General features: G+C 70.9%; 26 protein-coding genes. 15 read left to right on the top strand and 11 right to left on the bottom strand.

The genetic code is table 11. From position 1 onward, the window contains the following. The first annotated feature begins 312 nt into the window (after positions 1-312). From ABZZ38_RS13420 to ABZZ38_RS13435, 4 genes are all read left to right on the top strand, one after another. Positions 313-2,163, top strand: coding sequence for a hypothetical protein (locus ABZZ38_RS13420; RefSeq protein ID WP_356738945.1), 1,851 nt, complete (start codon positions 313-315; stop codon positions 2,161-2,163). Then, positions 2,160-3,452 (top strand): MFS transporter, encoded by a 1,293-nt coding sequence (locus ABZZ38_RS13425; protein WP_356738947.1) that lies wholly within the window; start codon positions 2,160-2,162, stop codon positions 3,450-3,452. Before ABZZ38_RS13420 ends, ABZZ38_RS13425 begins: the two co-directional genes overlap by 4 nt. A gap of 14 nt (positions 3,453-3,466) precedes the next feature. Continuing rightward, positions 3,467-4,324, top strand: a complete 858-nt coding sequence (locus ABZZ38_RS13430; RefSeq protein ID WP_356738949.1) for a class I SAM-dependent methyltransferase — start codon at positions 3,467-3,469, stop codon at positions 4,322-4,324. Between the two features lie 79 nt (positions 4,325-4,403). Further along, positions 4,404-4,682 (top strand): hypothetical protein, encoded by a 279-nt coding sequence (locus ABZZ38_RS13435; protein ID WP_356738951.1) that lies wholly within the window; start codon positions 4,404-4,406, stop codon positions 4,680-4,682. A 327-nt stretch (positions 4,683-5,009) separates the two neighbouring features. Here the strand turns inward: ABZZ38_RS13435 and ABZZ38_RS13440 are convergent, their stop codons facing one another. Together ABZZ38_RS13440 and ABZZ38_RS13445 are read right to left on the bottom strand one after the other, a co-directional pair. Further along, the gene (locus tag ABZZ38_RS13440; protein WP_356738953.1) at positions 5,010-6,107 is read right to left on the bottom strand and encodes a lactonase family protein; all 1,098 of its coding nucleotides are present in this window, start codon (positions 6,105-6,107) and stop codon (positions 5,010-5,012) included. Between the two features lie 220 nt (positions 6,108-6,327). Then, entirely contained in the window at positions 6,328-7,041 is a 714-nt protein-coding gene (locus ABZZ38_RS13445) for a GAF and ANTAR domain-containing protein (RefSeq protein ID WP_356738956.1), read from the bottom strand. A 572-nt stretch (positions 7,042-7,613) separates the two neighbouring features. On the opposite strand from ABZZ38_RS13445, the gene ABZZ38_RS13450 reads away from it, so the two are divergent. The 7 genes from ABZZ38_RS13450 (at position 7,614) to ABZZ38_RS13480 (ending at position 13,625) form a co-directional block, all read left to right on the top strand. Then, a complete protein-coding gene (locus ABZZ38_RS13450; protein WP_356738958.1) occupies positions 7,614-8,036 on the top strand; it encodes a hypothetical protein in 423 nt (140 codons plus the stop codon). 256 nt (positions 8,037-8,292) lie between these two features. Continuing rightward, a complete protein-coding gene (gene ctaD / locus ABZZ38_RS13455; protein ID WP_356738960.1) occupies positions 8,293-10,020 on the top strand; it encodes a cytochrome c oxidase subunit I in 1,728 nt (575 codons plus the stop codon). Between the two features lie 17 nt (positions 10,021-10,037). After that, a complete protein-coding gene (locus tag ABZZ38_RS13460) occupies positions 10,038-10,373 on the top strand; it encodes a hypothetical protein (protein WP_356738962.1) in 336 nt (111 codons plus the stop codon). A 604-nt stretch (positions 10,374-10,977) separates the two neighbouring features. Beyond that, complete coding sequence (locus tag ABZZ38_RS13465; RefSeq protein ID WP_356738964.1) at positions 10,978-11,475, top strand: DUF2975 domain-containing protein; 498 nt, start codon at positions 10,978-10,980, stop codon at positions 11,473-11,475. Further along, the gene (locus ABZZ38_RS13470; protein ID WP_356738966.1) at positions 11,475-11,723 is read left to right on the top strand and encodes a helix-turn-helix transcriptional regulator; all 249 of its coding nucleotides are present in this window, start codon (positions 11,475-11,477) and stop codon (positions 11,721-11,723) included. The genes ABZZ38_RS13465 and ABZZ38_RS13470 overlap by 1 nt, the downstream gene beginning before the upstream one ends. 350 nt (positions 11,724-12,073) lie before the next feature. Next, positions 12,074-13,132 carry a hypothetical protein gene (locus tag ABZZ38_RS13475; protein ID WP_356738968.1) on the top strand — a complete coding sequence of 353 codons (1,059 nt, stop codon included), beginning with the start codon at positions 12,074-12,076 and terminating at the stop codon, positions 13,130-13,132. A gap of 226 nt (positions 13,133-13,358) precedes the next feature. Next, positions 13,359-13,625, top strand: a complete 267-nt coding sequence (locus ABZZ38_RS13480; protein WP_356738970.1) for a hypothetical protein — start codon at positions 13,359-13,361, stop codon at positions 13,623-13,625. A 26-nt stretch (positions 13,626-13,651) separates the two neighbouring features. On the opposite strand, the gene ABZZ38_RS13485 is transcribed toward ABZZ38_RS13480, so the two are convergent. Next, positions 13,652-13,885, bottom strand: coding sequence for a hypothetical protein (locus ABZZ38_RS13485; RefSeq protein WP_356738972.1), 234 nt, complete (start codon positions 13,883-13,885; stop codon positions 13,652-13,654). A gap of 397 nt (positions 13,886-14,282) precedes the next feature. Beyond that, complete coding sequence (locus tag ABZZ38_RS13490) at positions 14,283-14,834, bottom strand: EF-hand domain-containing protein (protein ID WP_356738974.1); 552 nt, start codon at positions 14,832-14,834, stop codon at positions 14,283-14,285. A 184-nt stretch (positions 14,835-15,018) separates the two neighbouring features. Between ABZZ38_RS13490 and ABZZ38_RS13495 the strand changes: the two genes are divergently transcribed. Continuing rightward, entirely contained in the window at positions 15,019-15,171 is a 153-nt protein-coding gene (locus tag ABZZ38_RS13495; RefSeq protein ID WP_356738976.1) for a hypothetical protein, read from the top strand. A gap of 189 nt (positions 15,172-15,360) precedes the next feature. Here ABZZ38_RS13495 and ABZZ38_RS13500 read toward each other — a convergent pair whose 3' ends face one another. After that, complete coding sequence (locus tag ABZZ38_RS13500) at positions 15,361-16,170, bottom strand: shikimate dehydrogenase (protein ID WP_356738978.1); 810 nt, start codon at positions 16,168-16,170, stop codon at positions 15,361-15,363. Between the two features lie 157 nt (positions 16,171-16,327). Here ABZZ38_RS13500 and ABZZ38_RS13505 point away from each other — a divergent pair, with 157 nt between their 5' ends. Genes ABZZ38_RS13505 through ABZZ38_RS13515 form a run of 3 tightly spaced genes read left to right on the top strand, consistent with a single transcriptional unit; the run spans position 16,328 to position 19,286 of the window. Further along, on the top strand, positions 16,328-17,080 hold the full coding sequence (locus tag ABZZ38_RS13505; protein WP_356738980.1) for a siderophore-interacting protein: 753 nt from the start codon (positions 16,328-16,330) through the stop codon (positions 17,078-17,080). A 60-nt stretch (positions 17,081-17,140) separates the two neighbouring features. Beyond that, positions 17,141-18,202, top strand: coding sequence for a 3-dehydroquinate synthase family protein (locus ABZZ38_RS13510; RefSeq protein ID WP_356738982.1), 1,062 nt, complete (start codon positions 17,141-17,143; stop codon positions 18,200-18,202). A 34-nt stretch (positions 18,203-18,236) separates the two neighbouring features. Continuing rightward, positions 18,237-19,286 carry an aldo/keto reductase gene (locus ABZZ38_RS13515; protein WP_356738985.1) on the top strand — a complete coding sequence of 350 codons (1,050 nt, stop codon included), beginning with the start codon at positions 18,237-18,239 and terminating at the stop codon, positions 19,284-19,286. Positions 19,287-19,344: 58 nt separating this feature from the next. Here the strand turns inward: ABZZ38_RS13515 and ABZZ38_RS13520 are convergent, their stop codons facing one another. The 6 genes from ABZZ38_RS13520 to ABZZ38_RS13545 all read right to left on the bottom strand — a co-directional run bounded on the left by ABZZ38_RS13520 (position 19,345) and on the right by ABZZ38_RS13545 (position 26,401). Continuing rightward, a complete protein-coding gene (locus ABZZ38_RS13520) occupies positions 19,345-20,373 on the bottom strand; it encodes a methyltransferase (protein WP_356738987.1) in 1,029 nt (342 codons plus the stop codon). Positions 20,374-20,522: 149 nt separating this feature from the next. Continuing rightward, entirely contained in the window at positions 20,523-21,947 is a 1,425-nt protein-coding gene (locus ABZZ38_RS13525) for an FAD-binding oxidoreductase (protein ID WP_356738989.1), read from the bottom strand. Continuing rightward, entirely contained in the window at positions 21,944-23,293 is a 1,350-nt protein-coding gene (locus tag ABZZ38_RS13530) for a GTP-binding protein (protein ID WP_356738991.1), read from the bottom strand. The genes ABZZ38_RS13525 and ABZZ38_RS13530 overlap by 4 nt, the downstream gene beginning before the upstream one ends. Positions 23,294-23,295: 2 nt before the next feature. Then, positions 23,296-24,183 (bottom strand): sulfate adenylyltransferase subunit CysD, encoded by an 888-nt coding sequence (gene cysD / locus ABZZ38_RS13535; protein WP_356738993.1) that lies wholly within the window; start codon positions 24,181-24,183, stop codon positions 23,296-23,298. Then, a complete protein-coding gene (gene cysC / locus ABZZ38_RS13540; RefSeq protein ID WP_356738995.1) occupies positions 24,180-24,743 on the bottom strand; it encodes an adenylyl-sulfate kinase in 564 nt (187 codons plus the stop codon). Before cysC ends, cysD begins: the two co-directional genes overlap by 4 nt. Next, positions 24,740-26,401, bottom strand: a complete 1,662-nt coding sequence (locus ABZZ38_RS13545; protein WP_356738997.1) for an FAD-dependent oxidoreductase — start codon at positions 26,399-26,401, stop codon at positions 24,740-24,742. The genes cysC and ABZZ38_RS13545 overlap by 4 nt, the downstream gene beginning before the upstream one ends. Between the last annotated feature and the right edge of the window lie 14 nt (positions 26,402-26,415).

Here is a 26,415-nt window from a genome sequence, read left to right on the forward strand (position 1 = left end):
TTGTTAGGTTTGTTCTAAGGTTTTAAATAACGCTGGGGCCGGGGCCGGGCCCCGGCGGCCCGGCCGGCCACGCCGTCGAAAGACCCGAGAGGAACCGAGAGGAGGGACAGCACATGGAGCTCACCGTTGAGGAGATGCAGGAACTCGAGGACATCGTCGTGCGCACTGAAGAGGCCGCCGACGGTATCCGCCCGGGTGTGGTCGAGTAATCCGGGCCCAACCCACCGGTGGTGGCGGAAGGCTTCCGGCCCTCCGCCACCACCCCCCTCGTGCGCAGGCAGCGGAATCCAACACCTACGGAGAATCATGAGGTTGCGACGAACTGTTCCCCTGCTGGGACGGAGCACGTCGGACGGGCGTCCGGTGCTGCTGCTGGACAGGGTCGAGGCGAGACTCGAAGCCGCCGGCAACTCCGCCTTCTTCGACAAGGTCCGGTCGAGCCTCGTGGTGGGCGCCCCCGGTGACTGCCTGACCGCCGCGCAGGTGGAGGAGCTGGTCCAGCGGCAGTACGAGGCGTGCCTGGAGTACGTGTACTCGCACCCGGTGTGGCGGAAGGTCCGCAAGGACGGCGACGGCCGGTTCATCCGGGCCTACCTGCTGGAGACCCGGCACTATCTGTCCGCCGCGCCGTTCCGCATGGCCAGTGGGGTCGGCTGTGGACCGCGGCCCGCCAGGCTCATCGAGCTTCAGGCCCGCCACGTCGTCGAGGAGGCGGACCACGACACCTTCTTCGAGAACGCGCTGGCGGAACTGGGCTGCGACCGGGACCTGGTCCGCGCCACCCGCCCCGCGCCGGCCACGGTCGAGTGGATCCACCTGATGCGGACGGTGGCCGAATCCGGTCCCCTGACGGCCGCGATATGTTCCGGACTGCTGGAGTTCACCGCCGGCAACCGCGACGCGGTGGTCGGCTGGCACGACCACCTGGCCGCCAGTGACCAGCTCGCGCCCGAGGCCGTCGAGGCCATCTTCGAACATGTGAAGACCGATCTCGGGCTGGGGCACGGCTCCAACTGGCGCCACGCGTTGGAAGCCGCGGTCGTGATCCCGGCCGAACACGTCGCGGACATGCTCAACGAGGTCACCACCGTCGCCGAGATGATCGTGCGCTGGATCGACTCCCTGGCCCAGGGGCCGCAGGGCGAGCTCGTCGCCCGTCTGCCTGTTCTGACGCCGGGCCCGGGCCTGTCACGACCGCGCCTGGGCGGGGAGACCGACGGTCTGCCGGTATGGCCGGCCACGGTGTACGACATCGTGACGCACGGCTCCGACAGCGGGGGCGAGGCGCTGCGCACCGCGCTGGCCGAGGCGTACGCCTTCCGCCCCGGCAGCACCCCCGCGCAGATGCGGAAGGGCGCGGCCCCCGAAGGGTCCCCCGAAAAGGCCGCCGCGGAGCTCACGGCGCGGCTGACGGAACCGGTCGGCAGGCCGGCTGACGCGGACGCACTGGAGTCCCTGGTGCGCGGCTGGATGCGCGCCATCGACGGCCACAGCCTGTGGGACGACATGAGGGAACGCCCGACCTATGCCCTTGTGTACGGCTGGCTCGTCGAGAACCAGCACTATGTGGCCGCCATCTGGCAGCACTGCGGCGCCGCCGTCGCCTCCTGCCCGGATCCGCGGCTGCGCCTGGAGCTGGTCCGCCACCTGGAGGAGGAGTTCGACCACGGCGCGATGTTCCGCAAGGGCATCGAAGAGGGGCGGGCCCACCACTACGCGCACCTCCCGGTGGACCGCATGCGTCCGCTGCCCACCACCCGCGCGTTCGTCGGGGCGCTGCGGGGGCTGGCGCAACGCGACTGGAAGGCGTACGTCCTGGCGGTCGCCTTCCTGCAGCTGACCCTCGGCGCGGGCGAGTCCGGCGTGGCGGAACGGCATGTGTCCTTCTACCGGCGGGTGGCCGAGCGGCTGAGCGACGCCGCCCCGCTGCTGGACGTCATGCGCCGGCACGACGCCGAGGACAGCGAGCTGGGCCACGCCGACGACGTGGCCACGATGCTCGGCCTGCTGGCCGAGCACGCCGTTGGGGAGGAGTCGATCGCCGCCGCGGCGCTCATTCCCCAGCTCACCTGGAGCTTCCTCGACGGTGTCCGTGAGCACTACGCGCACGGGGACGCCGCCGTCCTGCAGCGGGTCGGCTGGCACGTCGAGGGCGCCCGGTGACGAGCTTGTCGAAGACGGCGAGCGGGCACCCGGCACCGCGCGGAGAGGCCACGGTCCGCGGTCGGCCGTTCCGGCTGCTGTGGGGCGGGCAGACCGTGTCCGTACTCGGGGACGGCATCGCGCTGCTCGCCTTGCCGCTGCTGGTCCTGGACCACTCCGGAGGACCGGTGCTGGTCGCCCTCGCCGCGGCTCCCCAGCCCGTCGCCTACGCCCTGGCGGGGCTGTTGGCGGGACCCCTCGTCGACCGGCTCGACGTCCGGCGGACCATGGTGGTCTGCGACTGCGCGCGGGCCGCGTTGTTCGCCCTGCTGACCTGGCTGGTGTGGACGGGGCAGGGTCAGATCTGGTCCGTACTCGGTCTGGCCGTGCTGGCCGCCGTCTTCGGGGTCATCTTCGATACGGCGCACGCCGCCCTCGTCCAGGAACTCCTGGACGAGGACAACCTGGTGGCGGGTAGTTCACGTCTGGAGGTGAGCAGCCAGACGGGACTCCTCCTGGGGCCGGTCCTCGCCGGTCTGCTGACGGCTCTGGTCGGTCTCGAAGCCTGCCTGCTCGCCAATACGGTCTCGTACGCGGCCTCGATCGCCGCCGTCGTGGCCATCTCGGGGAGACGGCGTGGGACGGCGCAGGCCGTGGGCCTGAGCTGGGAGACGGTCCGCACCGACCTGAAACAGGGGCTGCGCCACCTCTGGTCGCACCGTCTGATCCGGTCCGTCTCCGGCCTGCAGATGATCATCAACTTCGCCGTGGCGGTCGAGGCGCTCATCGTCTTCTTCGCCGCGCGGACCCTGCACGGCAGCTCGTCGGCGGTCAGCTTCGTGGTCTGCACGGCAGCGGTCGGTGGGATCGCGGGGGCCGCGGTGGCGGAGATGGCCGGCCGCCGATGGGACTCCCTGAAAATCATCCCCGCGGCGGTCCTGGCCCTCGGCTGCGCGCTGGTGCTGGCCGCCACGGCGACGCGTATCGCCTGGCTGGCGGCAGCCAACCTGGCTGTCGGGCTCGCGACGGTGCTGTGCACCGTACACATCCGGGCGCTACGGCTGCGAATCGTCCCCCCCGAGTTCATCGGCAGGGTGACGAGCGCGGCCCGGACAGCCGCTGTCATCGCCTACCCGCTCGGTGTCCTGCTCGCGGGCGCGCTCACCGAGGCCCTGCACAACGATCCCCGCTACGCCTTCGCCGCGGCGGGCGTGCTGATGGCCGGGTGCGCGCTCACGGCGCACCGGGTGCTCGGCCGCACCGCCGCCCGGGGTTCGTCCGCATCGCCGATCCCGGGGCAACCGTCATGACGGAAGGAAGCACCGTGAGCACCGTGGTCGGACCGGACGGGACGACGCAGACCGAGAGCCTCCGCTTCTTCGGCGTGTTCGAACTGCTGCGGACGATGAATCTGCCGCGCACGCGCGTCCTGCCCGTGTACTCCGGTTATTTCGCGGCGCTCTACGACGCCCTGTCGCAGGAGTACGTCTGGGACTTTCCCCTGGTACGGGAGCTCACCTCCGACGGGCCGAAGGACATCCTGGAGCTGGGCTGTGGCAGCGGACGGATCGCCCTGCCGCTGGCCCGGGCCGGTCACCGCGTGGTCGGTGTGGACCGTTCCACCGACATGCTCACCCTGTTCCGGCGCAAACTGTCCGCGGAGGACCAGCGGGTGGCCGACAGGGTGGAGCTGCTCCAGCAGGACATGCGAGCTGTCACGGCCGGCCGTACCTTCGACCTCGTCCTGTTGCCGGCCAACAACGTGAGCCTGCTCGCCTCGGCGGCCGACCGCCTCGCCGTCTTCACCAAGGCCCGTGAACACCTGGCGCCGCACGGCCGGTTCGTGTTCGACAACGCGCTCCTGGAGCCCGAGAGGCTGTTGCGGCAGAACCAGGACCTGTCGGTCGTCCCCGCGTCGACGGCCTCCGCCCAGCAGTTCGTCATCTCCGCGCACCGGTACTTCCCCGACGAGCGCGCGCAGGTGATGAACTTCTACGCCGAGTCGGTCGCGCCGGACGGCATGACCGAGCGGCACCTCGGCAGTTGGACGAAGGCCGTGCTCGACGAGGAGCAGGTACTCGACCTCGTCGGTGCTGCGGGAATGCGCGTGGTCGACTGCCGGGTGTGCGAGGTGGACCACGACCACCGGCGCATGAAGCTCTACGTGTGCGCACCTGCTTGACACGACGGAAACCTTCCCCGCCCCCCCCACGCTCGCGGGCCCACCGGTGAGCGACCTCGTGAACGCAAGGAGGAATACCGTGCAGTCAGGTCCCCGCCCTCCCCGGCTGTCCCCGCACGCCGCCGAACTGCGGGAGCGCGTCCGCCGACTACTCGGCCTCGACGACGACATCGCCGTGGTGATCCGAGAGTTCGCCGGCGTGAACAGGGCGGAACCGGGCCGCTCGTCGGCGGAGACGAGCGTGACCATCATGCCCATGGACGGCCCGGCCCGGCGCTGGGTCGTCCACAGACGTCCGGACCAGATCACGGAGAAGGACCTGCACACCGCGTTCGCGACCCACTCGGACGGAGCCTGACTCACCTCGCCCCCGGATACCGGCACCGGCAGACACCGCTCGGGCCGCTCACGAGGCTCCCAGGTGACGGGGAGCCCAGGAGGAGCCTGTGCCCCGCAGGGAAAATGGCCGCCGCCTTCTCGACGAAGTCCTTCTCCGCGTGCCCGCCCCACCGCGGGTCGCTCGCGATCTTGTACAGGCGACTCGCGATCGTGTAGAGCTGACACGTTGTGAGCGGGGGTGAGGGGCGGTCGGCGGGGCCGAGCGCCCCGCAGTGCCCGTCACACGCGACTGCTTGTGCCCGCACGCCGTCGGGGCGCAGGATGCCGACCGAGTTGTGTACGCCCCTTACTTCACGCGTGTCGCGGATCGGGAGAAGACCACACAGGCGGCGGCCGGCACCGGCACCGCGCCGGCGCGGCGCAGTTGCCCGCTCTCCGGGTCCACGTCGAACCACGTCACGTCCCCGGACCACTCGTTGGCGACGTACAGGCGGCGCCCCGTGGGATCGGACACGAGATCGCGCGGCCAGCTGCCACCGCACTCCACGCTGTCCGTGAGCCGCGGCTTGTCGGGTCCGTCGGCGAGGGAGAACGTGAGGAGCGTGTTGCTGCCGCGCACCGCCGCCCAGACGAACCGTCCCTGGGGTGCGACGCAGACGACCGAGGGGTAGAGCCGTACGCCGTCCGGAACACCGTCGGAGCCGATCGCGATTTCCGAGAGGGGGTCGAGACGACCGGACGCCGGGTCCCAGCGGCAGACGGTCAGCTGCGGTTCCAGCTCGTGCAGTACGTAGACCGTCTCGCCGTCCGGGTGGAAGGCGAGATGACGAGGCCCGGACCCGGCACGCAGCACGGTCTCGGCGTGGCCCCGCAGCTCCCCGGTGGCCCCGTCCGGAGCGCAGACCCGCACCGAATCGGTACCCAGGTCCACGCTGAGCACCCACTGGCCGCTGGGGTCGGGCAGCACCTGATGGGCGTGCGGACCTTCCTGCCTGTCGGCATCGGGACCGGAACCCCGGTGCGCGAAGACGGTCGCGGGCCCCGCCGGGCTGCCGTCGGCTGCCACCCGCAGGCTGCCGACGCTGCCCGAGGTGTAGTTGGCGGTCAGCAGCAGGTTCCCGGCGACGCTGAGGTGGGTGGGGCCGGAAGCACCCACCTCGACGACCGGGCCGAGAGCGGTCAGGCCCTCGTCGCCGTGCCGGAACGCACCGACCGCACCCTGTTCCGTCTCGCTCACCGCGTAGAGCACCCCGGTGTCCGGGGCGAGGGTGAGACATGAAGGGTTCACGAGCGGATCGATGGCTGAGTCCGGCACCAGTGCTCCGGTCACCGGGTCCACGGCCGCGACAGTGATGCCGCGGCCGCCGCCCGAGGTGAACGAGCCGATGTACGCCCACTGACCGCCGCTCCGGTCCGTCCGGTTACCACGCTGCGTGCCGCTCACAGGATGCCCTCTTCGCCGTCTGATGCGCTGGATTCATCGGGTCGGGTTCGATGCGCTGGTTGCATTGATTGCATTGGATGCGTTGGATGCTGGGACGCACAACGATCGGCTGGGCCCTGCGGTCACCGTCCCCTTACGCCACTCGGCGCCCGGCTCCGCGCGAAGCGGACGGGCGGCGGTGGTCGTTCCGGCCGGTCAGTGGGTGACGCGTCCGGTGCCGTTATGACGCCTCACGCGGATGGCCGAGGATGTCGGCGGTGATGTCGGCCAGGGTCCGCCCCGTGCCGAAGGCCCGGGCGCGCATGAGCGCCAGGGCGTCCTCGGCATTGACGCCCTGGCGCGAGGCCACGATTCCGATGGCGCGGTGGGTGTCGAACCAGTGGGCGCGGGTTTCGTCCGCCGGCTCCCAAGTGGGCGCCTCCTTCCCCGTGAGCAGGTGTTCCCGGGCCGGTACGAGGGCGGCCGCGACGGCGTCGGTCACCTCCGGCGCCTGCTGCAGGGCGTCCTCGGACAGGGCGTCGTGCCGCAGACCGAGGAGGTCCATCGACCCGAGCACGTAGTCACCGAAGTACACCGGGAAGGCGTACACGGCTTTGACGCGGGGCAGCTTCTCCCGCATGCTCGCGCCGAACAGAGGCCATGGCGTGGGCGTACGGTCCAGGTCCTCCACGATCACGGGCTCGCCGTCGGCCGCCGCACTGATGCAGGGCCCCTCCAACACGGTGAACTGGATTTCCTCCAGCAGCAGCGCGGTGGAGTCCGAGGCTGCCAGAAGCTGGCGGGAGGGGGTGTCGGTCAGCAGCGACAGCGTTGCCCCGTCCGCCCCGAGCGCATCGCGGGCCGCGGCGCACAGGCGTCGCGGAAGCTCCTCCGGCGCGGCACCCGCGGCGGCCTCCGCCACCAGGCGCGCGGCCCGCACCTCGTCGGCCGTCACCGGATGCTCCCGGGCTGCGCTGGCACAGCCCTGGACGGGCTGCGGGGGGCGGCGGCTGAGCGCGCGTTCACGTTGGACCTCTCCCGGTGGTGCCGGGGCGGGAGCAACGCGATGTTGTGATCGTCTGCCATGCGTTGCGGATACCCGTCAGAAGCGACGCGAGTCGTCGGTTCGGCACCCGTCCGTCACGAAGGGGGCGGTGGTGCGCCGCGGTGTGTGAGCGCCCGGAGGCGGGCTGCTGCGGTGCCGGTGTCCGCCGGTGGCACAGTCGTGCAGGGCCCGGCCGTCCGGTAGCTCGAGCCCCGCCGGCTGCCCACCGACGTCGAGGACGGCGACGGGTCCGCGGAGTGGGCGCGGTACGGGCTTCGCCGCCATGGGAAACGCCGCACGGGTCGTACTTCGGCGTTTCCCCGTAGCCGGTAGGGCTACTCGCTGCTCCAGGGGCGCGGACCGCGTCCGGCATCCGGTCGATGTCACGACCACGGCGCTGCGACGTCGGCGTCCGCGCACCGGAGCAGGGAAGGGAGCGGATCGGCATGGTTGGCAAAGCGATGTCGAGGTGGCAGGCCCCCGTGGCCCCCGAGACACGTCGGATACTGCGGGAGGGGCAGCGGGACCAGATCATCAGCCTGCTGATGCTGCTCACGGCGATCGCCCTGTTCGTCGCGCCGTGGATCAACGGTGAACCGGACAGCGCCAAGGACGGTCACCGCAATGAGCTGGGCGTGGGCATGATCGTGTTGTTCGTGGCGATGGCCAGGTTCAAGTGGCACCTGGGCAGGTGGTCGGATCTCACTGTCCTGGCGGCCGGCGCCTGGCTCGTCGCCGCGCCCTGGCTGCTGGGGCTCCGTGACACCGTCGTCTTCGCCGACGGGTCCCACGTGTTCCACGTGGCGGCGGGGAGCGTCCTGATCGTCCTCTCCATCGCCTCCCTGCTGCTGTACAACGCCTCCCTGCAGGAGGGCACCAGCAGAGGGCAACACCGCAAACAGTGAGTCCCGGTACCGCGTAGGGCACGCGAGTGCGGCCGTTCGGCCGGGCTGAAATCGCGACGGGCGCGGACCGGGCCGAGTGGTCGCAGGCGTGCGGCCGGGACGGTCCGGTCGGTCAGAGAAGTCGCATGAGATGTCTGTTCCCGAAACGCCTCATTAACCGCGTCATCGCGTGCGTCTCTCTGTAGCGTTGGCCATGTCGCGACGGGGGTGCGCAGTCGCGCGTGTTCACCTGCCCATCGCCCGGATGAGGTTTCCCATGGCCATCACCACCGAGCCGACCACAATCGTCCCTGTGAAAGGGCGAGGCTTGGGGCGGATTGCCGTCGACTGGCTGACCACTACGGACCACAAGAAGATCGGGCACCTGTACCTGATCACGTCATTCGCGTTCTTCCTCTTCGGCGGTGCGCTGGCTCTGATGCTCCGCGCGGAGCTCGCCCGGCCCGGTATCCAGCTCATCTCGAATGAGCAGTACAACCAGACCTTCACGCTGCACGGCACCATCATGCTGCTCCTGTTCGCCACGCCGACGTTCGCCGGCTTCGCGAACGCGATCATGCCGCTGCAGATCGGCGCCCCGGATGTGGCTTTCCCGCGGCTGAACATGTTCTCGTACTGGCTGTTCCTCTTCGGCGGCCTCATCGTCGTCAGCGGCCTGCTGACCACCCAGGGGACGGCGGACTTCGGCTGGACCGCCTATACGCCGCTCAGCGGCGGTGAACGCACACCGTACCTGGGCGGCGATATGTGGATCATGGGCCTCGCCCTCTCCGGTTTCGGCACCATCCTCGGCGCGGTGAACTTCATGACGACGATCATCTGCATGCGCGCCCCGGGTATGACGATGTTCCGGATGCCGATCTTCACCTGGAACGTCCTGCTCACCTCCGTCCTGGTCCTGCTCGCGTTTCCCGTCCTCGCCGCCGCTCTCTTCGCCCTGGAGGCGGACCGCCGCTTCGGCGCGCAGGTGTTCGCGCCAGAAAACGGTGGGGCGATGCTGTGGCAGCACCTGTTCTGGTTCTTCGGCCATCCCGAGGTGTACATCCTGGCGCTGCCGTTCTTCGGGGTGGTCACCGAAATCCTGCCGGTCTTTTCCCGGAAGCCGCTCTTCGGCTATATCGGCCTTGTGGGTGCCACCATCGCCATCACCGGCCTCTCGGTAACCGTGTGGGCGCACCACATGTTCGCCACCGGTGGTGTCCTGCTGCCGTTCTTCTCCTTCATGACTTTCCTCATCGCCGTGCCGACGGGAGTCAAGTTCTTCAACTGGATCGGCACCATGTGGAAAGGGTCCCTCAGCTTCGAGACCCCGATGCTGTGGGCGGTGGGATTCCTCGTCACCTTCCTCTTCGGGGGGCTGACCGGGGTGATCCTCGGCTCACCGCCCCTGGATTTCCACGTCACCGATACGTACTTCGTCGTCGCCCATTTCCACTACGTTCTGTTCGGGACGATCGTGTTCGCGATGTTCGCGGGCTTCCATTTCTGGTGGCCAAAGATGACCGGCACCATGCTCGACGAACGCCTGGGGAAGATCCACTTCTGGACGCTGTTCGTCGGCTTCCACATGACCTTCCTCGTGCAGCACTGGCTGGGCGCGGAAGGCATGCCCCGCCGTTACGCCGACTACCTCGCCGCCGACGGGTTCACCGCACTCAACACCCTGTCGTCCGTCGGTTCCTTCGTCCTCGGCCTGTCCACCCTGCCGTTCCTCTACAACGTGTGGAAGACCGCCAAGGTCGGCAAGCGGATCGACGTCGACGACCCGTGGGGTTACGGCCGCTCCCTGGAGTGGGCAACGTCCTGCCCGCCGCCGCGGCACAACTTCCTCACCATGCCGCAGATCCGCTCCGAATCCCCCGCCTTCGACCTGCACCACCCGGTGATCGCCGCCTTGACGGAGTCCGAGACGGGCGGCCGCCGGGACGTCGTCGAACCGGGTAAGGGCGTGGCCCCCATGTCGGGCGGCGAGGACGACCGGTGACGAGGGCCCACTCCGCCATGGACAGCCAAACGGCCGCCGACATCAATCGCGTCGAGGGCTATCTCCTCCGCCAGGCGGAACTGCGCAACGCCCGCGAGGAGGGCGAGGCGTTCGCCGGCCGTATGCCATGGCTTACCACCGCCCAGCACGAGGAGGTCGCGCGCCTCTACGCACAGGACCGTGTCGAGCTGTCGAAGAAGGTGCTGAGGGCGATCGCGCACCGCTGCGAGGAGCTGCGCGGCGAGTACACCGCGCGCTACGCCCACCTGCGGCAGCGGCTCCTCTGTATGAGCGTCGCCTCGCTCATCAGCTCGGTCTCCCTGTGCGTGGTGGCCTGGCTCGTCCTCCGGTGACGGGCCAGCCTCCGCGAGAGTGTCGATGACGCGGCTCAGCGGCCCCGTCGGCGACCAGGCCGGCCCGAATGGCCACGGACGTGGCTCGCTCTTCCATCCCCGGGCCGGGCCGGCAACCGGTCATGGCCGAGCATCCCCAGCCGTTGCACACCGTATTGGACACAACCGGGCCCAGGGAGCTCGCCGAGTCCTACCGCGTTTCCCGGGATGTCGTACCGGCCCGGTGACGAACCGCCCGCGGACGGGGCTCCTGGCGACCGGCCGGACCGGCTCGTACTCCCGAGCTCCGATGGCGTCAACACGCTGGATTCGAGCAGGTCGACCGGCTGCCTCGTGCGACGTGGCCCACGCATGGCATCCCGATGCGATCGCGCGTCGATTCCGCGGCTCCGAGCGAAGTCACGGGGCGCCGAGCTCCTTCCCGACCGGCACGACGACGCCGGCAAACCGTTGTACGTGCTCGCGGATCCTTCAGGTCGCCCCTCCCGCCTCTTCGTCGCCTGACGAACCCCGGCGGTCCACGTCTTCCACCCAGGCCTCTCCTTCTTGCCGTACCTATCGAATCTCGATAGGTTTCCATCGTGGCTCGATCGAAGGAGAGGCAATGGGAAAGCTGACCGTTAATGCGTTGCGCGCCGTGCTGGTCGCACTGCTCGCCGGCTCGCTGTTCGTGCAGGCGGTGATGGTGCCGCTGCTGGCCGCCGACCTGAAGGGGCTCGACCCGGACTTCGCGTACCTGCGCACCCCGTTCCTCGTGATCACCGTCCTGGGCATCGTGACAGTGCAGGTCGTGCTGGTCTGCGTGTGGCGGCTGGTGACCATGGTGCGACGCGGAACCGTCTTCTCCCACGCCGCCTTCCGGTACGTGCACATCGTGATCGGCGCGATGGTGGCAGCCGCCCTCCTGGTGTTCGCGCTCGGGGTCGTCCTGGCTCCGGGCGAAGCCGTCGCCCCGGGCGTGGTCCTCCTGCTGGGCGGGGTTGGTCTGGCGATCCTGGGGGTCGCGCTCATCGTGCTCGTGCTGCGGATGCTGCTCGCTCAGGCTGTCGCGCGCGACGTCGAGGCGGCGCGGATGCGGGCCGAGCTCGAAGAGGTGATCTGATGCCGATCGTCGTCGACATCGACGTGATGCTGGCCAGGCGGAAGATGTCCGTGGGTGAGCTCGCGGACCGCGTCGGGATCACGCCCGCCAACCTGGCGGTGCTCAAGAACGGCCGTGCCAAGGCGGTGCGCTTCGCGACGCTCGCCGCGCTCTGTGAAGCGCTCGCATGCCAGCCGGGGGACCTGCTGCGCTGGGAGCCCGAGGGTGCTGCGGCGCCGTCGGCCCCGGCCGCCGTCGCCGAGAGCTGACGCCACCCGTTCACGCCCGTGGGGGACAGGGTGATGTCGGGCAGCGGTGGCGGCTGGGAGATCACTGCCCGGGTGTACGGCGCAAGGGGGTCGTCTCGGCCACCGTGTCTCAGCCGCACGCGGGTCCGGCGCCCGGACATCGGGTGCCGTCCGCCGTCACCGTCGGCGCCGGGCCCGGCCGGCTTGGGCGCGAGTCCCGCGAGCCGGGGTGTCGGTCAGGGGAATGCGGGCATCCGGATCAAGCCGTCATGCTTCCCTCGACAGAGCGTTATGGGTGATGTTTGGCCAATGATCCATTATGTGAAGTGTGTCCTACTGGCCAGTAGGCCTTGCGGCTAACTTCTGGGGCCATGACCAAAGCCAAGAAGACAACAGCGGGCACACGTCGGGTGCTGGTCGCGGCGGCCGCGGCCATCGGTGTGGCCACGATGGTTCCGGGCGCGGGCGAGGCGCACGCCGCGGCGGCTCAGCGCCTCGTGGTCGACAGCGTGATTGATGCGCCGGACGCGTCCACCCGGGATGGGAAGTGCCTGTCGACCAAGGGGGGATGCACCCTGCGTGCGGCAGTCATGGAGGCCAACGCGCACCCGGGTTCGACGATCACCCTCCCCGCGGGCCGCTACAGCCTCGGCATCCCGCCCCTCCTCGGCCGGGCCTTCACCGACTACACGGCGGCCGATACGGCGCACGGCAACCTGAAGATCTTCGCGCCCACCACGATCACCGGGGCCGGGGCGGACACCACCGTCATCGACGGACGCGGGATCGACCGGGTGTTCACCGTCATGCGACCGGCGACGATCTCGGACCTCACCATCACCCGCGGCCGCTCCGAACCCACGGCGTCCCTCTACAACTACTACGGCGGCGGTGCCGCGCTGAACTCCTCGCAGCTGACCATGGAGCGGGTGCACCTCACCAGGAACACCGGCAGGATCGGCGGCGCCGTACAGAACATCCCCTTCAGCTCCTTCACCCTGCGCGACAGCCTCGTCGACCACAACGAGGCCGGCGAAGCCGGCGGCATCCGGTTCGACTCGGCGGGCCTGGTCGAACGGTCCACGATCACCGGCAACCGGGTCGTCGACCCTTACGACCCCACCCGGCCGGGCGAACTCGCGGGCTACGGCGGCGGTATCGACGTACGAGGAGTCAGGGACGTCACCCTCGTGGACACGAAGGTGACCGGCAACTACGCCGAGAAGGGCGGGGGTGGCATCAACATCACCCTCGGCTACACCCCCGCCCCTCCGGTTCGGATCGGCCCCGGCAGCGTCCGGCTGAAGAACTCCACCGTCACCGACAACTCCCGCCTGGAGGGCGCGGACAACTGCCGTGCCGTCCTCGCGAGGTTCGTCGACCTCGGCGGCAACACCGACTCCGACGGCACCTGCGGGCTGAACCCCTGACCGTCGCCACTCGGCTCGGTGCGGTCGTCGCGCTCGATGTCCATGTGCAGCAGCCTCGCGCTGTCCGGACGATCGGTGCGGGTGCGGGTGCGGGTGCGGGTGCGGGTGCGGGCCAGGGCGCTGTGGGCGTGGTCCGGCGTCCGCCCCGTACCCCTTGCTGTAAAGGCGTGCGAGGGTGCGACGGCCGCGTTCGGTGAACCTCATGGGATCCGCTGCCGTCCCGAGTATGCCGTCGAGTTCCTTCACGACGGAGGCCGCGGTGCTGGTCGTCGACGAGACCGGGGGCATGAAGGACGCCGGGACGGTCGGGGTTGAGCGCCGGTCCGCCGGCGCCCGGGGACACGCGGCGGTGGACGGAAGCGGCGAGCAAGGCATGCGCATGATCAGGGTGCCAGATGAGACGGGCACCAAGTCCACTTCTCTCGCCGCCCTCCGCGACCTTTTGGACGGTGGCTCCTCGGCTCACAGGGTGATCAACGGAACCGAGCCGTAACGTTTCCTTCTTGGCCTTACGGCTGCTTATTTCTCGGGCGGATGCCAGATGCCCAGCCGTTGAAGACGCTGCTGTCGAACACGTTCCCCGTAAGCCGTCAGACCGAAAGCGAAGTACACGGCGACGCATGTGGCGAGCACGAAGAAGAAATCGCCGATTGTGTTGATGGTTCGCCAACTCGCAAGAAGGACGATGAGTCCGACAGGTGTCCCTGAGAACAGAGCCAGGAGGACGGGGTGACGAGCGGCGAACTGCTGCACGGAAGTGGGTGGTTTCCTGCCCCTGGCCCCATTCATGGTCTGATATGTCCGGGCTATGAGTTCAAGGGCCTGCCCAGCCGTGTGACGTAAGGAAGCCATGCCCACACTCTAGTGGCGCGGGTAACGCAATTCTGGATGTCCTCGGCGCCCATGTATCCGATGTCGGCCATGCGCAGGCAGTCCCGAATGGAGATGGGCAATGCCAGCAGTACCAGCCGTCGGGTGACAGTCGGGTCGTGGGCAAGATGGCCGGTCAACTCGCCCTGCAGAGCGGACTCCAGCAGCCGCTTCGTCAGCTGCTGGAGTCCCCCCGCCCTCGCCCGTCAGCCGCAGGCCCTCGGCTGAGCCCGGGTCACGAGCTCGTGCACGAACTGGTCATCGACAGCCGGCGGCGGTCTTAGAGGGGGCCGAGGAGCTTGGATCCGGCGGCGCTGTTGTCGCTGGAGTGGTAGTACTCGCGGATGGCCCGGAGGAACTCCTGCCGGGAGATGGACCCGTCTCCGTCCGTGTCCAGCTGTGTGAAGGAGTCCATGGCGTCGGGGGCGGTGACCTGCCAGATGTCCTTGATGTAGCGGGCGTACTCGTCCTTGCTGATCTCGTCGTCCCCGTCGGTGTCGATGCAGTCGAAGACCGCGTGGGCGGAGCCCTCGACGATGTTGAGCCTGCTGGTGTCGATAGTGGTCAGGCGCGCGGCCACGATGTACTGCTCGCGGTTGAGGCGGTCACCTTCGACGCCCGCGTGACGGAGCAGCTCGAGCCACTGCATCTGGTAGATGGCCTGCAGCGCCCGGGCGCGGCGGTCGTCTTTGCTCAAGTTGTAGACGTTGAGGAAACGGTCGATCAGGGCCTGGAGGTCGGCCCACTCCAGGCTGCCGTTGCCATTGCTGTCCAGGCCGTCGAAGGCCTGTCCGAACTTTTCGCTGATGAGGTCGTTCGCTGCGTTGGCCATGCCGGACTCTCTTTCAACGTGCATACCGGATCGGTCAGAAGCATGCTCGTCGATCTTCACGTCGAAGAAAAGCTAATCTCCTTGAAACCGCCCGTTAGGGTGGTCTGCAGTACGTCACTGAGCCACAGGATGCAGTTGAGGTTTTCCCGTAATTCCTTATCGCCATGTGCTGTTGAGGACGAGGGTGGCTTCGCTGATCGCGCCGATGCGGCTGAAAATGAGCGTGATGTGCCGGAGGGGTGCGGCAGTGGCCTTTCGGTTCGGCCATGGCGCGCTCGCCGCGGCAGCGGATTCCGCGCCGAAGTTTGTTGTGGGCGCGGTTGTCGTCCGCCAGTGACTGCGACAGGTCGGGATGTCTCCTGAAGGGGATGTGGACGCCTTCGCTTCACGATCTGACCGGCAACCGTCGTCACCCACTGCCCGCGCTCTAGGCGGCAGCCCGCCAGGGCCTGCCCACCCTTGCTGACATCGGATACGTCGGCGCCGAGGCACCGTCCTCCAAGCGGGGCGCACCCCTGTACCCGGGTCAGGCAAGCCGCGTGCCGAGGCCGAAAAAGTCCACGTACAGGTCCAGTTGGTGGGCCAACATCGCGGCACCATGGTGCACGACGAGGCCGTGCTTCTCGGCCCTTCGGAGGAGCGCGGTGCGCCGGGGCTTCATCACGATGTCGACCACCACCGTGCTGCTGGGAAGGAGCGCGGGATCGAAGGGCAGGGGATCCTCGGGGCGCATGCCCAGCGGGGTCGCGTTCACCACCAGATCCGCCGCCCCGGGGCCCGCGGCGCTGTGGAGACGCCCCGGGAAGTGCGGTGACAGCCGCTCGATGAGAGTGCGCACCCGGCGCTCGTCCCGGTCGGTGACCGTGAGTTCGGCACCGGCCGACAACAGGGAAACGGCGATGGCGCTGCCCGCCCCGCCCGCGCCGACAAGCCGGACGTGCCGGCCCGCCGGTTCGTGTCCGGCCGCGCGCAACCCCCGCACGAAGCCCTCACCATCGAAGTTGTCGGCCCGCCACCGGCCGCCCGGGGCCCGGCGCATCGCATTCGCGCCGTTGCTGAGCGCCGCCGTGGGACTCACCTCGTCGGCCAGGTCCAGGACGGCCCTCTTGTGCGGCACGGTGACGAGCAGTCCGTCGACGTTTCCGGTGCTCTGCAGTCCCCGGACCACGGCGGCGAGGCGTGCTGGTGTGGCGTGCGCCGGCACCAGCACCGCGTCGATGCCGAGCCGGGCGAACAGCGGGTTCATCATCGAGGGCGCCTGCACCTGCTCGACCGGATCTCCGATCACGGCGAACAATCGGGTACTGCCGGTGATGCGCTGCTGTTCCGTTGTCATACCGAACTCTCCGACATCCTTGGCCAGGTTCCGGTGCACCCCGAAGCCCGGAAACCATAACCGTGAGTGGTGGAGGGATCAACGGGGCCTCGTCCACGGGCATACTGAACGGCGGCGGGTGTCCGACCGGTCGAGGGAACCAAGGAGGGCAGGACGGGTGAGTCTCTCTGACGAGCCCCGGCGCGGCGCGGGGCAGGGCCGGCGGTTCCATGACACCCGGATGCTGGATGTGAAGGTCGCCGGCGTGCGCGACGTCACCCCGGGCATGCGGGAGCTGACTCTCACGGGGCCCGCGCTCGCGGTCGTGCGCAGCAAACCGGGCGCGCACCTGCCCCTGGAGGTGCCGGACGCGGACGGCGTGCCGCGGCTGCGGACGTACTCCGTGTGGGCGCACAGTCCGTCGCGCGCCACGCTGACGCTGCGGATCGCACTCCACCGGCCGGGCGGGCCGGGCAGCCGGTGGGCGGGTTCCGCGGTGACGGGGGACCGGACGCGCGTAGGTGTGCCGCGCAATCGGATCACGCTGGACCCCCGGGCCCGCCACCACGTCTTCATCGGTGAGGAGACCGGCGCCGTACCGCTGCTGACCATGCTGGCCGCGCTGCCCGCCGGGGCGGCGGCCTGCGGGGTACTGGAGACGACCGGGCCGGACGGTGAGTTCTCCGCCCCGTACGGTCCGCGCGGTCTTCCCTGGGTGCACCGGGGCCGGACCTCCGCCGTGGGGTCGCGGGTGCTGCTGGAGGCCGTACGGCGGCTGAGGTTGCCGCCCGAGCCGGGCATCGCCTATGTCGCGGGTGAGGCGACGACCTGCCGGGCCGTGGTGCGTCATCTGTGCGGTGAGCGGGCCTGGCCGCGTTACGCGGTGAAGACCCAGGTCCACTGGGCGGCGGGGCGGACCGGCATCCTCTGAGCCGGCGGTGCCGGAAGGCGCTCTCGCGCGGGGCGCACGGGGCGCGTTATAAAGAGACGCATGACGCGTACACGGCACGCAGCTGAGGTACAGCGCATCGACGTGGCACTGGGAGCGCGCTCCTACTCCGTGCACATCGGCCCCGGAGCCCGCGCCCTGCTCGCGGGGCTCGTCCGGGACCTCGGAGCACGCCGGGCCGCCGTCGTCACCGCCCGGCCCGCGGGCGAGGCGCCCGATCCGGGCGTTCCGGCGCTGCGGCTGCGGCTGCCCGACGGCGAGGACAACAAGACACTGGCCACGGTGGAACGGCTCTGCGGCGCGTTCGCCGACTTCGGGCTGACCCGGACCGATGTCGTGGTCTCCTGCGGGGGCGGGACCACCACCGACACCGTGGGCCTCGCGGCTGCCCTGTACCACCGCGGCGTTCCCGTGATCCATCTGCCCACCACCCTGCTCGCCCAGGTCGACGCGAGCGTCGGCGGCAAGACGGCGGTGAACCTCCCCCAGGGCAAGAACCTCGTCGGCGCCTACTGGCAGCCCGCCGCGGTGCTCTGCGACACCGACAGTCTGCGCACCCTGCCCGAGCGCGAGTGGCGCAACGGTTACGGCGAGATCGCCCGCTGCCACTTCATCGGCGCCGGCGACCTGCGCGGGCTGCCGCTCGCCGAGCAGATCGCCGCGAGCGTACGGCTGAAGGCCTCCGTGGTGGCCGCGGACGAACGCGACGCGGGCCTGCGGCACACGCTCAACTACGGCCACACGCTCGGCCACGCGCTGGAGCGCGCCACCGACTACGCGCTGCGGCACGGTGAGTGCGTGGCGATCGGCACCGTGTTCGCGGGTCGCCTCGCCGGTGTCCTCGGGCGGATCGGGCCCGACCGGGTCGCGGAGCACGAGGAGGTGGTACGCGCCTACGGGCTGCCTGACGCGCTGCCCCCGGACGTCGACCCCGCGACCCTGATCCCGCTGATGCGGCTCGACAAGAAGGCGACGCGCGGCCTGAGTTTCGTGCTCGACGGGCCGGGCGGCGTGGAACTGGTGCAGGACGTACCGGAGGCCGAGGTGGCCCGCACGCTCGCCGGCATGCCCCGCGCCGGGCGGCCGTGGCGAGCCGTGCCCTGATCAGCAGTCGAGACGACCGGAGGGCGAAAGACGCATGGAACGACGCATCCTCGGCGGCACCGGGATGTCGGTCAGCGAACTGGCCCTGGGCACCATGATGTTCGGTTCCTGGGGCAACCCCGACCGGCAGGAGGCGCACAGGGTGATCGGCACGGCCCTGGACGCCGGGATCAACCTGGTCGACACCGCCGACATCTACGGCGAGGGCGGCACCGAGGAGATCGTCGGCGAGGCGCTCAAGGGCCGGCGCGACGATGTCGTCCTCGCCACCAAGTTCCACGGCCCCATGGGACCGGACCCCAACCACCGCGGAAACTCGCGGCGTTGGATCATGCGGGCCGTCGAGGACAGCCTGCGCCGGCTCGGCACCGACCACATCGACCTCTACCAGGTGCACGGAACCGACCCCGACACCGACATCGACGAGACGCTCTCCGCGCTGTCGGACCTGGTGCGGGCCGGCAAGGTCCGGGCGATCGGCACCTCCAACTTCCCCGCCGACCAGCTGGTCGAGGCCCGCTGGACCGCCGAGCGCCGCGGCCACATACACTTCCGCTCCGAACAGCCCGCGTACTCCGTCCTCAGCCGGAGCGTGGAGACGCACATCCTGCCGACCGCCCAGCGGCACGGCATGGGCGTCCTCGCCTGGGGGCCGCTGAGCGCGGGCTGGCTCTCGGACCGCGACGCCACGCCCGGGCAGGGCCGTACGGTCCTGGAACCGCAGCGGTTCGACCCCACCGTGCCCGCGAACGCGGCCAAGGCCCGGGCGGTGAGCCGGCTGCGCGCGCTGGCGGCCGAGGCCGGGATGCCGCTCACCCATCTCGCCGTGGGCTTCGTCCAGGCCCACCCCGCCGTGACCTCGGTGATCATCGGGCCCCGGACCATGGACCAGCTCACCGACCTGCTCGCCGGTGCCGGGACGGTCCTGGACGACGAGATCCTCGACCGGATCGACGAGATCGTGCCGCCCGGCAGTGACCTCAACCCCGCCGACAACCACGCCGTGCGGCGGCTGCTCGCCGACACGGCGCGGCGCCGGCGGCCGGGCCCCCGCGGGGTCGTACGGCAGACGGCCCGTCACTGAACGAGGGGGCCCCGCACGGAAACCCGGGGTCCGTGCGGGGCTCCGGCCGCTCGGGCTCTCAGGCCCGGACCGTCTCCAGAATCCGCAGATCGCCGCCGACCGGGATGCTGCGCCGCACCGTGAGGCCCGCCCGCTCGGCCAGTGCCCGGTAGTCCGACTCGGGCCGGTCCTGGCCGCCGACCAGCACGGTCAGCAACAGCCCCCGGAAGAGCGCCTCCTGGTCGGAGTCCTCGTCCACCATGCTCTCCATGATCAGCAGCGGTACGCCCGGGCGCATCGACTCCCGGATCCGGGCCAGGATGCGCACGATGGTGTCGTCGTCCCAGTCGTGCAGCGCGCGCTTGATCGTGTACACGTCCCCGCCCGCCGGTACCTCCTCGAAGAAGTCCCCGGCGACCGTCTCGTACCGCCCGTCGACGCCCGCCTTCGCGAGGAGTTCCTCGGCCAGCGGCACGATCTCCGGACGCTCCAGGACCGTGCCGCGGACCGTCGGGTGCTCGGTGAGGATCCCGGCCAGCAGACTGCCGAGCCCGCCGGCGACGTCCACCACGTGCGCCCCGGCCGGGAAGTCGTAGGCGCGGGCTATGCCGGCGCTCTCCGCCTCCGAGACCGTGCTCATCGCCGCGTTGAACCGCTGCTTGGCGTCGGGGTCGCTCTTGGTCAGCTCCCAGAAGGAGATCCCGTTCGCCTTCTCGAAGGACGACTCACCGGTGCGCACCGTGTGCAGCAGGTCTCCCCACGCCGCCCAGTGCCAGTTCGCCGCCATGAACCGGGCGTCGGTCGACTCCGGACTGCGCGGCTCGGTGACCAGCACGGCCGACAGCGGCGTCTGGGCGTAGGTCTGCCCATCCGGCAGCCGCCGGAACACCCCGAACGTGCTCAGCGCCCGCAGCAGCCGGCCCAGGGTCGGTGCGTGCGTGCCGGTGTGCTCGGCCAGGTCGGCCACCGTCCGCTCACCCTGGGCCAGCAGGTCGGGGATGCCCAGTTCGGAGGCGACATGGACGGCCCGCGCCCGCCACGCCCCTTGAAGCAGCTCCACCATCCGCCGGTTGGCGCCCTGGTCCACGGTCTTGACGTGCTCGGTCATGGAAACCTCCGCAATCGCTCGTCGGGTGGGATCGGCTGGGCAGAGCGGGGCGCGCCGTCGCGCCGGGAAGGCCGAGGCCTGGGTCGTGTCTTCAAAGTCCCGTCTGCCCGTCGCCTCACGGGCGGACGACGCCACTTTGAAGACCCTCCCTAGTTCCCGGACGCCCGCGGCGGGATGTTGTGGTTGAAGCGGAACATGTTGCCCGGGTCCCAGACGGTCTTCAGGTCGACCAGACGCTCATACGCCTCAGCCGCGTACGCCTCCCGCACATCCGCCGGGTCGGTGTGGGCGATGCCCGCCATGAAGTTGAGCAGGCGGGTGCCGGTCGCCCACGGCGCGAGGGTCGCCACGACCCGGTCGTGGCCCTCGTACACCGCCTCGTCCTCGCCGACGCCGAGGACCCCGGCCGAGTACACCTGGAACCGCGCCTCGGGGAAGTGCGGGACCGCGTTGGGCACCCGCGGCGGGCGGGCCAGGGCGCCGCCGAGGTTGCGGATCTCCAGGCTGACCGCGCTCTTCGTGCCGGGTCCCACCAGCCCCAGGATCGCCTCGACCGTGTCCTCGTCCAGCGTGCTGAGCTGGAAGTTGTTGATGTGGTACGAGCCCGGGACCGGCGGGTCGTTGTGGATGGTGCCGACCTGCGTGTACGGAATGTCGGTGACCGTGTCGAGCAGGACCGGCGCCACCTGTCGCAGCGGCCGGATCAGCCGCTCGCCCTCCGCCGGGTCTCCGAGGTAGCTCAGCCGCAGGTGCAGGGCGAAGCGTCCGCGCAGCTCCTCGGGTACGCCGTCGACGTCCGGCCAGTCCAACATGAAGAAGGACGAGGCCATCTCCTCCGGCATCTCGGTGACCCAGGTGCGGTACAGGTGCAGCGCGTCCCGCACCGACTCGGCCGGGTACCACAGGCCGCCGCCGTACAGCCGGGTGACCTCCATCAGCTCGACCTCGAGCGCGGTCACCACACCGAAGTTGCCCTTGCCGCCGCGCAGCGCCCAGAACAGGTCCGGGTTCTCGTCCTGGTCGGCGACGCGGAGTTCGCCGTCGGCGGTGACCACCTCGATGCGCCGGACGTGGTCGGCGGCGTAGCCGTAGCGCCGGGAGAGGACACCGATGCCGCCGCCCAGCACATAGGAGACGGCACCGATGAAGGGGGCCGAGCCGTTCAGCGGGGCGAGCCCGTGCTCGGCGGTGAGCGGGATGACGTCCTGCCACAGCACACCGGCCTCCAGCCGTGCGGTGCGCCGCTCGGGGTCCACCCGGACGCCGTCCATCGCTCGGGTGGACAGGTACACCGAGTGCTCGTCGGCGGGCAGGCAGGCGCCGTGCCCGGTGGCCTGGACGGCGACGCCCAGCCCGTGGTCGCGGGCGAAGCGGACCGAGGTCACCACGTCGTCGGCGTTCGCCACGGCCACGACCAGCGCGGGCCGGTGCTCGACGGCCCGGTCGAAGCCGTCGATGTGCTCGGCGTAGCCGGACTCGCCCGGCAGGAACACGGGGCCCATGACGTTCTCGGTGAGTCTCCGGAGGTCTTCCGGGGTCGGGGCCGTTCCGTTCGCCGGGTTCAACTTGCTCACTGGCCTTCCTCTTCCTCGTCGGCTGACGCTGTGCTGGTGCCGGGGGCACCCGTGCGGTACACCGGCCCGGGGCCCGCCATGCAGGCGGCGAGCGTACTGCCGTCGGCCGGGTCGATGAGCAGTAATGAGCCAGTGCGCCGGGAGTCCCGGTAGGCGTCCGGAGCGAGGGGTTCGGCCGTGTGCAGCACCACGCGTCCGATGCCGCCCGCGTCGAGCCGGTCAGGTGCCGGCTCCTCGTCGAGCAGGCTCGGGCCGAGCCGAGCGGGGATGTCGGCGACCACGGCGCGCACGGTTCTCGTGGTGTGCTTGACCAGGACCCGGTCGCCCGGGCGCAGCGGGCGTTCGTGCAGATGGCACACGGTGGCCTCGACGGTGCGGGTGAGCGGTGGCTCCTGCCCGGCGGGCACGATCAGGTCGCCGCGCGCCACATCGAGGCTGTCGGCGAGCAGCAGCGTGACCGACTGCGGCGCCGAGGCCCGCTCCACCGGCACCCCGAGGGCGTCGATGCCGCTGATGGTGGTGGCCGACCCGGAGGGCAGGACGGTCACCCGGTCGCCGACGCGGAACGTGCCCGCGGCGATCCGGCCCGCGTAGCCCCGGTAGTCGGGGTGTCGGGCGGTGCGCGGCTGGATGACGTACTGGACCGGGAACCGGGCCGCCGCCCCGGCCGCTTCGCGGGCCGGCGGCACGGCCTCCAGGTGGTGCAGCAACGTGGGGCCGCCGTACCAGGACAGCCGTCCGGAAGGGGTGACGACCTGGTCGCCGAGGAGCGCCGACATCGGGATCGCGGTCGTCTCCGGGATGCCCAACCCGCGTGCCAGCGCGGTGAACTCCCGCGCGACCACGGTGAATTCGCTTTTCCCGTAGCCCACCAGGTCCATCTTGTTGACGGCGAGGACGACGTGCGGGATCCGCAGCAGCGCGGCCACCGCGGCGTGCCGGCGGGTCTGCTCCACGACGCCGTTGCGGACGTCGACGAGGATCACCATGAGGTCGGCGGTGGACGCGCCGGTGACCGTGTTGGGGATGTACTGCGCGTGCCCCGGGGTGTCGGCCATGATGAACCGGCGCCGGGGCGTGGCGAAGTAGCGGTGCGCCACGTCGAGGGTGATGCCCTGCTCGCGCTCGGCGCGCAGCCCGTCGGTGAGCAGCGCCAGGTCGGGGCCGGCACCGGAGGCCCGCCCGATCGCCGTCAGCTGGTCGGCGAGGACGTTCGCGGAGTCGTACAACAGGCGCCCGGCGAGCGTGGACTTGCCGTCGTCCACGCTGCCGGCGAGGGCGAACCGCAGCAGCGCGGTGTCCGCGGGGAGAGGCTCCGCGTCCGCGGGCCCCGTCGTGATCGGCATGGCTAGAAGTACCCCTCCCGCTTGCGGTCCTCCATGGCGGCGTCGGAGACCTTGTCGTCGGCGCGGGAGGCGCCGCGTTCGGTCAGGGGGGAGGCCGCGATCTCCCGGAGGACCTCCGCGACCGTGGTCGCCGCGGAGTCGACGGCCCCGGTGCACGACATGTCGCCGACCGTGCGGTAGCGCACCTGCCGCTTCTCCACGCGCTCGCCGCGCCCGGGCCCGCCCCACTCGCCGGCGGTGAGCCACATGCCGTCGCGCCGGAAAACCTCCCGGCGGTGGGCGAAGTAGATCTCCGGCAGCTCGATGCGCTCGCCGCCGATGTACTGCCAGACGTCCAGCTCCGTCCAGTTGGACAGGGGGAACACCCGGACGTGCTCGCCCGGGGCGTGTCGGCTGTTGTACAGCTCCCACAGCTCGGGGCGCTGCCGCCGGGGATCCCAGCCGCCCCGCTCGTCGCGCAGGCTGAACACCCGTTCCTTCGCACGGGACTTCTCCTCGTCGCGCCGAGCGCCGCCGAACACCGCGTCGAAGCGGTGCGCCTCGATGGCGCGCCGCAGGCACGGGCTCTGCAGGGCGTTGCGGCTGCCGTCGGGGCGTTCCGCCAGCTCCCCGCTGTCGATGCGCTCCTGCACCGAGGCCACGTGCAGCCGCAGCCCGTAGCCGGCCACCGTCCGGTCGCGGTAGGCGATCACCTCGGGGAAGTTGTGCCCGGTGTCCACGTGCAGCAGAGGGAACGGCAGCGGCGCGGGGGCGAAGGCCTTCAGCGCGAGATGCAGCACGACGGCGGAGTCCTTGCCGCCGGAGAACAGCAGCACCGGCCGCTCGCACTCGCCGACCGCCTCCCGGATGATGTGGACGGCCTCCGACTCCAGCTGGGCGGTGTGGTTCACGCGAGCCCCCGCTCCCTGAGCAGACCCAGCAGCAGGGCGGCCGACTCCTCCGGGCGCTGCAGATGGGCCGGGAGGGCGAGGTCGGGTGCGCCGGGTGCCTCGTACGGGTCGTCGACGCCGGTCAGCCCGGCCAGGTCGCCCGCCGCCTGGCGGGCGTACAGCCCCTTCACGTCCCGCTCGGCGCACACCTGGACCGGGGTGGCGACATGAATCTCCAGGTAGGGGGTGCCGGACTGCTCGTGGCGCTTGCGAACGGCCTCCCGGGCGTCGGTGTAGGGGGCGATCACCGGGACCAGGGCGAGGATGCCGTTGCGGGCCAGGATCTCCGCGATCAGGCCGATGCGCTGGACGTTGGCGAACCGGTCCTCCCGGCTGAACCCCAGGTCGGCGGTGAGCAGGGACCGGTTCTCGTCACCGTCGAGGACCTCCACCCTGCGGCCCTGAGACGTCAGCCGGCGGGCCAACTCCGTGGCAATGGTCGACTTGCCGGCACTCGGCAGCCCGGTCAGCCACACGGTCGCACCGGGCCAGCAGGTGCAGTAGGAGCTTGAGTGCTTCATCGGCCACTCCGCAGCGTCAGGGGATGGGTGCCGGTGCGGACCGCGACCGGGCGGAGGATACTCCGGACGGCCGTGGCCAGCAGATGGTGTCGCCGGGCCCCGGTCGGGGGCGCGGCGGCGGTGCAGCGCCAGGCCACGAAGCCGTCCGGCCGCACCAGCAGGGCGCCGCCCGGGCCGGTGCCGCAGGCCTCGGCGAGGGGCACCGGGGGGCGCAGGACCCGTCCGGTGACCGGGACCGCCAGCTCCCGGGCGACCTCGTCCGCCGTCTGCCGCCAGCCGTCGTCGCCGGCGAGCAGGAGCAGCCGGGGGCCGCCGGCGGGCGGCGCGCACAGATCGAGGGTGGAGCCCTGCCCGGGCCCGCCGTCCGGCCCCGGGGAGAGCGGCAGATGCGGCAGCCGGGTGCCGGGCGCGCCGGACAGGTCGAAGGTGTCGGGAAAGGGGCCGCCGGACCCGGCCGGGCAGCCGATCACGGCGCCCGAGCGGTACCGGTAGCCCATGGTGATGGTGCGCGGGTCGCGCACCTCGGCGCCGAGCTCGCCCGGGACGCCGTCGAGCAGCAGGGCCTGTTCGGCGGTCGCGAGGCCGACCGGGCGGCGTTCGGCGTCGTAGCTGTCGAGCAGCGGGGAACCGGCCCAGCCGTGCAGCACCGCGGCGAGTTTCCAGGCGAGGTTGTGCGCGTCCTGGATACCCGCGTTGGAGCCGTAGCCGCCGGCGGGCGGGTGCAGATGGGCGGCGTCGCCGACGAGGAAGACGGGCCCCTCGGAAAAGCGCTCCGCGATTCGGTGCCGGGCCCGCCAGTGGAAGATCGCCGTCAGCTCCACCGGGATGTCGTCGGTCCCGAGCGCGGCCCGCACCAGCTCCAGGCAGCGCCCGGGGTCCGGCTCCCGGCCGGGGCCGCCGACGGCCTCGCTCTCCACGGCAGCCGCCCACCGGTGGTCCGCGTCGAGCTGCATGACCGCGCCCGAGAACCCCGGGTTCTCAATCATGCTCATGAAGAACCGGCGGCCCTTCAGAAGCGGGGTGAGGTCGGCGCGGAACAGGATGCTGGTGCGGCGCGCGATCGTGCCCAGGCCGCCGCGCCTGATGCCGGCGGCCTCGGGTATCCGGCCGTGCGCGCCGTCCGCGGCGACCAGATACCGCGCCGTCACGGTCTCCGTACGTCCGTCCGCGCGGCGGATCCGAGCCACCACACCGTCGTCGCGCACCGACAGCCCGGTCAGCTCCTCCCCGAACCGGACGTCCGCGCCCGCCCGTACGGCGGCCTCGCGCAGCAGCGGTTCCGTGCGGTCCTGCCCGCACCAGAACGGCGGACACGGTCCCGGCACCGCGAGTTCCTCCTCCCCGGTCTCCAGCACCTCGGCGGCGTCGAGACCGGACAGCGAGGGAACGCCGACCACCGTGCGGGGCAGCACCCGGTCCGGCTCGGCGAGCGCGCGCGGATCGTCGCCGGCGACCACCTCGAAACCGGCCGCCGCCATCGCCTCCTGGAGCCCGGCCTCGCGCAGCAACTCCATGGTCCGCCGGGTGACATGGGTGGCGCGGGGCAGGGTGGAGGTGCGGGGCCGGCGTTCCACGAGCCGCACCGCGACCCCGGCGCGAGCCAGGAAGAGCGCGGTCGCCAGTCCGGTCGGCCCGCCCCCGACGACCAGTACGGTCATGGCCGCAGCCCCTC

It is taken from the genome of Streptomyces sp. NPDC006368 (assembly GCF_040612535.1).
Classification (GTDB): domain Bacteria; phylum Actinomycetota; class Actinomycetes; order Streptomycetales; family Streptomycetaceae; genus Streptomyces.

Excerpts from the sequence above, each read along its gene's own strand:
- ctaD (WP_356738960.1), top strand. The coding sequence starts at position 8,293 with ATGGCCATCACCACCGAGCCGACCACAATCGTCCCTGTGAAAGGGCGA.
- ABZZ38_RS13460 (WP_356738962.1), top strand. The coding sequence starts at position 10,038 with ATGGACAGCCAAACGGCCGCCGACATCAATCGCGTCGAGGGCTATCTC.
- ABZZ38_RS13465 (WP_356738964.1), top strand. The coding sequence starts at position 10,978 with ATGGGAAAGCTGACCGTTAATGCGTTGCGCGCCGTGCTGGTCGCACTG.
- ABZZ38_RS13470 (WP_356738966.1), top strand. The coding sequence starts at position 11,475 with ATGCCGATCGTCGTCGACATCGACGTGATGCTGGCCAGGCGGAAGATG.
- ABZZ38_RS13475 (WP_356738968.1), top strand. The coding sequence starts at position 12,074 with ATGACCAAAGCCAAGAAGACAACAGCGGGCACACGTCGGGTGCTGGTC.
- ABZZ38_RS13480 (WP_356738970.1), top strand. The coding sequence starts at position 13,359 with ATGCCGTCGAGTTCCTTCACGACGGAGGCCGCGGTGCTGGTCGTCGAC.
- ABZZ38_RS13490 (WP_356738974.1), bottom strand. The coding sequence starts at position 14,834 with ATGGCCAACGCAGCGAACGACCTCATCAGCGAAAAGTTCGGACAGGCC.
- ABZZ38_RS13500 (WP_356738978.1), bottom strand. The coding sequence starts at position 16,170 with ATGACAACGGAACAGCAGCGCATCACCGGCAGTACCCGATTGTTCGCC.
- ABZZ38_RS13510 (WP_356738982.1), top strand. The coding sequence starts at position 17,141 with ATGACGCGTACACGGCACGCAGCTGAGGTACAGCGCATCGACGTGGCA.
- ABZZ38_RS13515 (WP_356738985.1), top strand. The coding sequence starts at position 18,237 with ATGGAACGACGCATCCTCGGCGGCACCGGGATGTCGGTCAGCGAACTG.
- ABZZ38_RS13520 (WP_356738987.1), bottom strand. The coding sequence starts at position 20,373 with ATGACCGAGCACGTCAAGACCGTGGACCAGGGCGCCAACCGGCGGATG.
- ABZZ38_RS13530 (WP_356738991.1), bottom strand. The coding sequence starts at position 23,293 with ATGCCGATCACGACGGGGCCCGCGGACGCGGAGCCTCTCCCCGCGGAC.
- cysC (WP_356738995.1), bottom strand. The coding sequence starts at position 24,743 with ATGAAGCACTCAAGCTCCTACTGCACCTGCTGGCCCGGTGCGACCGTG.
- ABZZ38_RS13545 (WP_356738997.1), bottom strand. The coding sequence starts at position 26,401 with ATGACCGTACTGGTCGTCGGGGGCGGGCCGACCGGACTGGCGACCGCG.